Genomic DNA, 9680 nt, shown 5'->3' with positions numbered 1-9680 from the left:
GCGTATAATCGTCGGCAGCGTCAGATGTGTATAAGAGACAGAGCCATGGCCATCCGCACCGACGTCGTGCGCCTCTACCGTCAGGTCCACACCTGGACCGGCATCCTGACCGGGTTGATCCTGTTCGTCTGCTTCTATGCCGGCGCCCTCACCATGTTCAAGGAACCGCTGGAACGTTGGATCACGCCGCCGGTGGCGGTGACTCCGGCGACGCTCGACCGGGCGGAGGACCTGGTCGCCGCCACGCGCGCCTTGCGGCCGGAGGTGCGGGACTTCACCCTGGCGGTCGGGCCGGCCCTGGCCGGAGAGGCGCCGCTGCGCCTGACCTGGACGGAGGAACGCTTCGACCCCGCCCCCTGGGCCGCCACCCTGGCGCCGGACGGATCGGTGGCGGTGGAACAGCTCAACCCGTCGGGCATCGGGCTACTGGTGGACTTCCTGCACCGCACCGTGGGCATTCCGGGCGATCTGGACATCGGCACCACGGTGACGGGCATCGCCAGCGCGCTCTACGTCGTGGCCCTGGTGTCGGGCGTGATCATCCTGCTGCCGTCGCTGGTCAAGGATTTCCTGATCCTGCGCGTCACCCGGAACGTGAAGCGCCTGTGGCTGGACGCTCACAACCTGCTGGGGCTGATCAGCCTGCCCTTCCACATCGTCATCGCCCTGTCGGCGGTGGTGTTCGGGCTGCACGACCACATCTACGACACGCTGGACCGTGTGGTCTATGGCGGGCAGATGCGCGCCGTGGCGGCGGCCAGCAGCCCGTTCCGCACAGTTTCAAAGGACATGAGCCCGGCGGGCATGCTGCCGACTAAGGAGTTCCTGACGCGCGTCCACAGCCTCGCCCCCGGCTTCCAGCCGGTCAGCCTGGAGTATCACGACGCCGGCACCGGGGCCGCCACCGTGCGCGTCTGGGGCCATGACCCGCGTTATCTGGTGCGGCGGGAGGGCTTCGTTCTGATGGGGGCGGTGGACGGCCGGATCATCGACACCGAATACATGCCGGGACACCAGAACGGATGGTCGGCCACCGTCTCCGCCTTCTTCGCGCTGCATTTCGGGAGCTTCGGCGGCGGCATCGTGCGCTGGTCCTACTTCCTGCTCGGGCTGGCCGGGGCAGCGCTGTTCTACACCGGCAACCTGCTGTGGATCGAATCGCGGCGGCGGACGGAGCGGCAGGCGAAAGGCCGGTCGACCGTCGGCCCGGTCGAGCAGAGCCGTGCCACGCGCCTGCTGGCCGCCGGGACGGTCGGAGTCTGCCTGGGCTGCGTGGCCGGTTTGTCGTTGACCATCGCCGCCGGGAAGTGGCTGAGCGGGCTGGTGGACGACCTGCACGCCTGGCATTGGGGCATCTACTACGCGGTCTTTCTGGGCGCCTGCGCCTGGGCGTTCCTGCGCGGGGCGTCCCGTGCGGGAGTGGAACTGCTGTGGGTCAGCGCGGTGGCCACTGCGGCCATCCCGGCGACCTCGCTGCTCGGCCTCGTCATGCCGGGTCTTTGGCTGTCGGATGGGTTGATCGGAGTCGATCTGGTGGCGTTGGCCGGTGGGCTGGTCTTCGCCGCGATGGCCCGTGGAGCGGCGCGGCGCGCCCTCAGCGGCCCGCGGGACAGCGTCTGGGCCTCCCCGGTCGAGCGCTCGGACTCGGAGGTGGGCGTCCAACCGCTTGCCCATCCGGCGGAGTGATCCCCCGGAGAGTGATGGCGGCCACCTGAAAAACAACTCCGCCGAGTCATAGTCCTTGCAGCGAAAAGGGATATGCACTAACAATCGAAAGAGGTAGTTGAGAATGAGTCGCATTAGCAACTACGTATTTGTCTAATCAGGGGATATGAGTATGACCAATCGCACATCGGGGGCGTGTGCAGAAGAAGGGACGGCGGCCGGCCGTCCGGTGGCTGCGGTGAAATCCGCAACCATGGTGGGTGCGGCGCTGGCGGCCGCGCTGGCGGGGGGAACGCCGGCGCTGGCCCAGCAGGCCGCCTCGGAAGGGTCGCCCGCTGCCGTCCAGACGCTGGGGCCGGTGACGGTGACGGCGACCGGCACGCCGCAAAGCACGCTGACCGCTCCCGCCTTCACCACCGTCATCACGTCGGAGGACCTGAAGAGGGAGGGCGTCGCCTCCTCCGGCCTGCCGGAAGTCCTGGGCCGCTCGGTGGGCGTGAACGACCGCACCGACGCCACGGGCCGCGACGAGGTGGTGATCCGCGGCATGGGCGCCAACTACTCGCTGGTGCTGGTGAACGGGCGCCGGGTGTCCACCTCCGACGCGCTGTGGCGCGGCGGCGACTTCGACTACCACTCGATCCCGATGTCGGCCATCGAGCGGGTGGAGGTGGTGCGCGGCCCGTTGTCGTCGCTCTACGGATCGGACGCTATCGGCGGTGTGGTCAACATCATCACCAAGAAGCCGACCGACACATGGTCGGGCGAGATCAACGGCGATTACCGCGTCGTCGAGCCGGGCCGCGGCGGCACCCAGTACCGCACCGGCCTCTACGCCGCCGGCCCGATCGTGGATAAGGTCTCGGCCTCGGTCTCCGCCGAATACTTCAACCGACAGGCCTGGTACGACGACTCCCGCTACAACGGCGTCGTTCCGGTTCTGGAAAAGAAGAACCTGGCGAACCTGCTGACCACGCTGGCCTTCGACGTGACGGAGAACCAGACGCTGGAGGCCAACTACGGCCTGAACCGTGACAACCGGCCCCGCGGCTATTACGACCGCTGGCTCTCCTCCCAGAAGCAGGAGATCGTCCGCAACACCTTCGGCGCCGCCCACCGCGGCAACTGGGGCTGGGGCGACACGCTGGTGGAGGCAAACTACGAAGACGGCCGCATCGACGACTACAACTCGTCCTTCAACGCGCCGCAGCAGCGGCACCTGAAGGAAAAGAACCTCTTCCTGCACGGCCGCTCCAACTTCCAGCTCGGCTTCAACCGGTTGACCGCGGGCACGGAATACCGCAAGCAGACGGTGGAGGACCCCAACACCTTCCTGCAGTCCGGCAAGTCGGAGATCGGGCAGAAGGCCGTCTATCTCCAGGACCAGATCGGGCTGATCGACGGGCTGACCCTGACGGTCGGCACCCGCTACGACCACCACGAGATCTTCGGCGGCAAATTCACCAGCCGCGCCAACGTCGTCTATGCGCTGACCGACGCGCTGTCGCTGAAGGCCGGCGTCAGCCAGGGCTACAAGGCGCCGGACGCCTACCAGCTCAGCCGCGAATACCGGATCGTCAGCTGCGGCGGCCGCTGCTTCCTGTCGGGCAACCCGGACCTCGAACCGGAGACCAGCACCAACTACGAGATCGGCCTGGAAACCCGCTATGACCGCTGGGACGGCAGCGTCGTGCTGTTCCACAACAAGGTCAAGGACATGATCCAGGCGGTCTACGATCCGGTGGCCGTCGCCCGCAATTGGAGCAACATCAACAACGTGGACATCTCAGGCGTGGAGGTGACCGGCTCCGTCAGCCTGACGCCGAAGCTGCTGCTGGCGGGCAATTACACCTACCTCTACACCGAGCAGAGCAACGGTGCGGAGCTGGACTACCGTCCGCGCCACAAGATCAACGCCTCCCTGACGTGGCAGGCGCTGGAAAACATCAGCACGTCGGTGTCGACCAGCTACACCGGCCCGCAGCTGCAGGGCACCAGCAAGATGCCCGGCTACACCCTGCTGAACTGGGGCGTCAGCGCCGATGTCACCGAGGCGCTGACCGTCGGGGCCGGCGTCAAGAATATCACCGACGTCATCCTCAGCGAGAAGAACGTCAACTTCACGTCGGTGGAGGTGGGACGCAACTACTACGTCTCCGCCAACTACCGTTTCTGATCCGCCGCCGCCCGTCCCCGGCTTGCTCCGGGGGCGGGCGCGCCCGCTGTCTGAAAGCCGCCCTCGGTCCCGTTGCCGCGGGCGCCGGTGCCGGAAAGGCCCGCCCATGACCCTGTCGAACCTTTTCGTCGATCTCAGCCTTCTGAGAACCAACCCCGATTTCCGCCGCGTGCTGATCGCCCGGACCATCTCGTTGATGGCGCTCGGCCTGCTGTCGGTGGCGGTGCCGCTCCAGGTCTACGCCCTCACCGGGTCGAGCCTTCAGGTCGGGATGGCCGCCGCCTGCGACGGCATCGGCATGTTCCTGGGCCTGCTGCTGGGCGGCGTGCTGGCCGACCGGATGGACCGCCGCCGCCTGATCCTGGCCGCCCGCAGCGTCTGCGGCCTGGGCTTCCTCGGGCTGGCGGCCAACGCGGCGCTGCCCTCCCCGTCCCTTCCGGCGATCTACGCCCTGTCCTTCTGGGACGGCTTCTTCGGAGCGATCGGCGTCAACGCCCTGCTGGCCGCGATGCCCCATCTCGTCGGGCGCGCCAATCTGGTGCAGGCCCGCGCGCTGGGGATGCTGTCGATGCGCGTCGCCACCATCTTGTCGCCTGCGCTGGGTGGCCTGCTGATCGCCGGGCTGGGCGTCGGCTGGGTCTATCTGCTGACGGCACTGGGCACCGGGCTGACCGTCCTGACCCTGCTCGGCCTGCCCCGGATGATGCCGCAGGGCGAGGCCGGGGAGAACCCGCTGCGCGCCATGGCGCAGGCCTTCGCCTTCCTGTTCGGCCACAAGGTGATCGTGAGCGTGGTCGCGCTCGGCTGCCTGACCACGGTCGCCACCTCCATCCGCATCCTCTTCCCGGCCCTGGTCGAGGAGGTGTTCGGCGGCGGCGCCTTCGAGACCGGGCTGATGTACAGCGCCATTCCCATCGGGGCGACGCTGGGCGCGGCACTCAGCGGCTGGGCCGCGCGGCTGGAGCGTCCGGGTCCGGTGATGGGCGGTGCCTGCATGGGCGCCTTCGCCTGCGTCGCCGTGATCGGGGCCGCAGGAAGCCTCTATGTGGCGCTGCCCGTGCTGGTGCTGTTCGGTTACGCCACCTCCATCGCCTCGCTCCTGGAATACAGCATGGTGCAGGGCCACACGCCCGACCATCTGCTGGGCCGCGTCAACAGCCTGTGGACCGCCCAGGATGTGTTCGGCGACAGCGCCGGCACCATCGGCATGGGCCTGCTGGCGACGCTGCTGAGCCCCGCCGTCGGAATCCTGGCGCTGGGCTTGGGGGCCTTGGCGCTCGCCGCCGCCGTGACCGCCACCGCCACCACGATGCGCGGAGCGCCAATGAGCGACCCTGCTCTGGAGGGAACCGGATGATGGGGAACCGGATGATGACCCGCGCCATGCCGATCCTGCTGACCGCTGCCCTGCTCGCCGCGGCGCTTCCCGTCGCCGCCCAGACGCGGGTGAAGGTGACGGCGGTGGTCGCCGCCCCCGTCCGCCAGACGCTGCACCTCCCCGGCACTCTGGTGTCGCCGCAGAGCAGCGCCCTGTCCGCCCAGGTCGAGGGCCGGGTGGACGCCCTGCTGGTCGAGGCCGGCGACCGGGTGGAGGCCGGGCACCCCCTGCTGCGGCTGGACGACACTGTCGCCCGGCTGGAACTGGAACGGCTGGAGCATTCCCTGGCCGAGGCCGAGCACCTGCAGCGCGACGCCCTGCGGCTGGCCCGCGAGGCCGAGGCGCTGGCCGGCGTGCAGAGCGTCTCGCAGTCCCGCTACCGCACGCAGCTCGCCCAGGCCGCCATCGAGGAGGCCAAGGTCCGCCAGCTCCGCGCCGCCGTCGCCATCCAGCGGGAGCAGGTGGCGCGTCACGGGCTGACCGCGCCCTTCGCCGGGGTGGTGACCGAACGGCGCACCGGGCGCGGGGAGTGGGTGGGGTCCGGCGGCTCGGTGCTTCAGCTCACCGTCACCGACCCGTTGCGCGTCGTCGTCGATGTGCCGGAGCGCCAGCACGGGCGCATCACCGCCGGCACGCCGGTCACCGTTCTGGTCGCCGACGCGCCGGAGGGGGCCGGCATCGCCGCGGCGGTCGAGCGGGTGGTGCCCGCCGCCGATCCGGTCAGCCGCAGCTTCCGCGTCCACATCGCGCTTCCCAACCCCGAAGGGCGGCTGATGCCCGGCATGTCGGCGCGCGTCGGCGTCGCGCTCGGCCCGGCGCCCGGAACGGCGGAGATCGCGCTCCAGGTCCCGGCGGACGCGGTGCAGCGCCATCCCGACGGCAGCGCCCGCGTCTGGGTGGTGCAGCGCGGCGGCGACGGGGCGGTGGCCCGCCCGGTGGCGGTGCGCACGGGCCGCCATTCCGGCGACCATGTGGAAATCCTCAGCCCCGAGCTTCGCCCCGACGATCTGGTGGTCGTCCAGGGCAACGAGGGCCTGCGCCCCGACCAGCCGGTCGTCCCGGACATGGTGGGGTGAGGGGTCGGAGCGCGTGTTGATGAACCCTCTCCCCTCCGGGGAGAGGGGATTTCTCTTGAAGGACTTGGACCTTTTTCCGGAGTCACAATGACCCGCCTGATCCTGCGTAACCCGCTGGCTGCTTTGGTGTCGGTCCTGATCCTGTGCCTGCTGGGCGCGGTGTCGGTTTTCCGCATTCCGGTGCAGATGATCCCCGACATCAGCCCGCGCCGGATCATGGTGGAAACCAACTGGCCCGGCGCCACCCCGCAGGACGTCGAGCAGGACATCCTGATCGAGCAGGAGAAATACCTGCGCGCCATCCCCGGCCTCGTCCGCCTGTCCTCCAGCGCCGAATTCGGTGGCGGTCAGGTGGAGCTGGAGTTTCCCTCCGGCACCTCCGTCGACGAGGCGCTGATCCACATCGACAACGCGCTGTCGCAGGTCACCGACTATCCGGAGACGGTGGACCGCCCGCGCATCGTCGCCGAGTCCGCGACGGCGGAGCCCTTCCTGTTCTTCGGTGTCGAGCGGCTGGACGGCGCCACCGACCCGGTGTCCATCCAGCGCGAGACCAATTGGATCGAGAACGTCCTGCGCCCGCGGCTGGAGCGTGTGGCCGGCGTGGCGAAGGCCGAGGTGATCGGCGGGGCCGCGCAGGAAATCCACATCCTGCTCGACCCGATGAAACTGTCCGCCCGCAACCTGAATGTGGGGACGGTGCGCGACGCCGTGCGGGCGCGCAACCGCGACGTCTCCGGCGGCGACCGCGACTTCGGCAAGCGCCGCTACTTCCTGCGCACCATCGGGCGCTTCGCCGACCTGGAGGATCTGGCCGATCTGATCGTCGCGCGGGAGAACGGAACGGCGATCCGCCTGCGCGACGTCGGATCGGTAACCATGGCGACCCAAGAGGCGCGCAGCGTCGCCTTCGCCGACGGGCGCCCCACCCTGCTCGTCACCATCGGCAAGCGGGCCGGCGCCAACGTCATCGCCGTCAAGGAAGCGGTGACCGACGCTGTGGACGAGTTGAACCGCCACGCCCTGAAGGAGCGCGGCCTGTCCATGCGGCTGCTGTCAGAGGACGTGCGCTACATGGAACGGTCCATCGACAACGTGCTGAGCAACCTGATCGCCGGCAGCGTCCTGGCCGCGGTGGTACTGCTGCTGTTCCTGCGCTCCATCCCGGCGACCGCGGCGGCGGCGGCGAGCATGCCGGTCTGCACGCTGGCGACCCTGCTGGTCCTGGCGGCCGCCGGGCGCAGCATCAACGTGATCTCGCTGTCCGGCGTCGCCTTTGCCATCGGCATGACGCTGGACAACAGCGTGGTCGCGCTGGACGCCATCGCCCGCCATCTGCGCACGGGCAAGTCGAAGGCCGCCGCGACCGAGGACGGCATCGCCGAGGTGTGGCCGGCGATCCTGTCCTCCACCCTCACCACCGTCCTGGTCTTCCTGCCGGTGCTGTTCATCACGGCGGAGGCCGGGCAGCTCTATTCCGACATCGCCATCGCCATCACCGGCGCCGTCGTCATGTCGATGTTCGCCGCCCTGGTCCTGGTTCCCGTCGTCGCCGGGCGCTGGTCGGTGGCGTCCCCGGCAGGAAAGGCTCCGCAGAAGGAGGGCACGCTGGGTGTGGCGGTGCGCTGGATGCTGCGCAGCGCCCGGCGGGAGCTGGCGATCCTCGCCGTCTCCGCCGCGGCCATGGTGGCCGTCATGCTCACCATGGTGCCACCCGCCGAATATCTGCCGGAGGGCGAGGAGGCCACCGTCTTCAGCTTCTTGGCCGCCCCGCCCGGATACAGCATGGACTCGATGCAGGAGGTCTGGCGGCAGATCGACCCGCTGCTGAGCCGTCAGGTGGGCGCCGCGGACACCGACGCCGAGACCGGCATTCCGCCGCTGCGCGTCAATCTGAGCTTCATCCGGCCCGGCTTCATCCGCTTCGTGACGGAGCCGATGAACCCCGCCGACACCGACGCGCTGATCGCCAACGTCACCAAGCGGATGCGGGCGATTCCCGGCATGCGCGGCTTCGCCGCGCGCGGGTCGATCTTCTCCGGCAACAGCGGCGGCGCCCGCGCCATCCGGCTGGAGCTGAGCGGCGGCGACCTGACCACGCTCTACGCCACGGCGCTGACGGTGCTCGACCGCGCGGGCGATCTGTTCCCCGACGGGCAGGTCAACAGCGATCCCTCCCCGCCCACTCTGGCCATGTCGCAGCCCTTCCTGGAACTGCACCCGAACTGGGAGCGCGCGGGCGAGATGGGCATCGGGCTGGCAGAGCTGGGCTACACGCTGCGCGCCTATTCGGACGGCGCCTTCGCCGACGAATATCTGCTGAACGACGAGACGCTGGACATCTATCTGCGGGTGGCCGGGGGCCTGGGCCGCGACCGCCAGGGCTTCGCCGATCTGGTGCTCCACACCGGCCGCGGCGCCCCGGTGCCGCTGTCCAGCCTCGCCGAGCTGCGGGAAACCGTGGGTTCCTCCAGCATCGCGCGGATCGACGGGTTCCGCACGGTCACCCTGACCATCATCCCGCCGCGGTCGGTGGCGCTGGAATCCGGCATCGCCGCGGTGCGGACCGATCTGGTGGACCGGCTGCGCGCCGAGGGCGTGATTCCCGACGGGATGAGCACCCGCATCACCGGGGCCGGCGGATCGCTGGACGAGTTGCGCTCCGCCCTGACCGGCGGGTTCCTGCTGGCGCTCGCCATCACCTATCTGGTGCTGGTCGCCGTCTTCTCTCACTGGGGCTATCCGCTGATCATCATGGCGGTGGTGCCCACGGGGATCGGCGGCGGGCTGGTCGGGTTGTGGCTCTACAACCTCGTCGCCGGCCTGCCCGGAGGCTTCGGCCCGCCCCAGCCCTTCGACGTGCTGACGATGATGGGCTTCCTGGTGCTGGTCGGAACGGTGGTGAACAACCCCATCCTGATCGTCGAGCAGGCCGCCGTGAACCGACGGACGCACGGCATGTCCGGGGCGGAGGCCATCGCCGACGCCTTGCAGAGCCGACTGCGCCCCATCCTGATCACCACGGTGACGACCGTCGCCGGCCTGATCCCGATGGTGGCGGTGTCCAGCGCCGGGACGGAGCTGTACCGCGGGCTGGGGCTGGTCGTGCTGTGCGGCCTGCTGATCTCCAGCCTAGTGACGGTGACGGTCCTGCCCGTCGTGCTGTCCCTGGTCTTCCGCCTGTCCGACCGCTTGGGCGCCAGGACACACGACCGGAGGGTGGCAGAAGCGGGAAGCTGAGCCTGAAAGCGAGAGAAACATATTCCGTAATGCAAAAAATACTTGCGGCTTCTGAAGTATAACCCTATATTGCGAATAAGAATCATTTGCATATATGTAAACGCAATTCGCGGTCCCGGCAGAAGGCCGGCGGCGATTCCCGTGC

At 69.1% G+C, this 9680-nt stretch carries 5 protein-coding genes; all 5 read left to right on the top strand.

Features of this window, described 5'->3' with window-relative positions; all coding sequences use genetic code 11:
- Window positions 1–1686: PepSY-associated TM helix domain-containing protein (locus tag Q4I23_RS10705; RefSeq protein WP_498526219.1), on the top strand; the 1686-nt coding region annotated here is incomplete at its 5' end.
- Between the two features lie 217 nt (window positions 1687–1903).
- Window positions 1904–3841: a TonB-dependent receptor domain-containing protein gene (locus Q4I23_RS10700; protein WP_498526218.1), complete on the top strand. Its 1938-nt coding sequence runs from the start codon at window positions 1904–1906 to the stop codon at window positions 3839–3841.
- A gap of 106 nt (window positions 3842–3947) precedes the next feature.
- Entirely contained in the window at window positions 3948–5198 is a 1251-nt protein-coding gene (entS, locus tag Q4I23_RS10695; RefSeq protein ID WP_498526217.1) for an enterobactin transporter EntS, read from the top strand.
- Window positions 5195–6295 carry an efflux RND transporter periplasmic adaptor subunit gene (locus Q4I23_RS10690; RefSeq protein WP_498526216.1) on the top strand — a complete coding sequence of 367 codons (1101 nt, stop codon included), beginning with the start codon at window positions 5195–5197 and terminating at the stop codon, window positions 6293–6295. The genes entS and Q4I23_RS10690 overlap by 4 nt, the downstream gene beginning before the upstream one ends.
- An 87-nt stretch (window positions 6296–6382) precedes the next feature.
- Complete coding sequence (locus Q4I23_RS10685; protein ID WP_498526215.1) at window positions 6383–9535, top strand: efflux RND transporter permease subunit; 3153 nt, start codon at window positions 6383–6385, stop codon at window positions 9533–9535.
- Window positions 9536–9680 lie beyond the last annotated feature (145 nt).

The organism is Azospirillum sp. UFLA03-27, from assembly GCF_059803775.1.
This window is presented reverse-complemented; position numbering and strand designations above follow the sequence as displayed.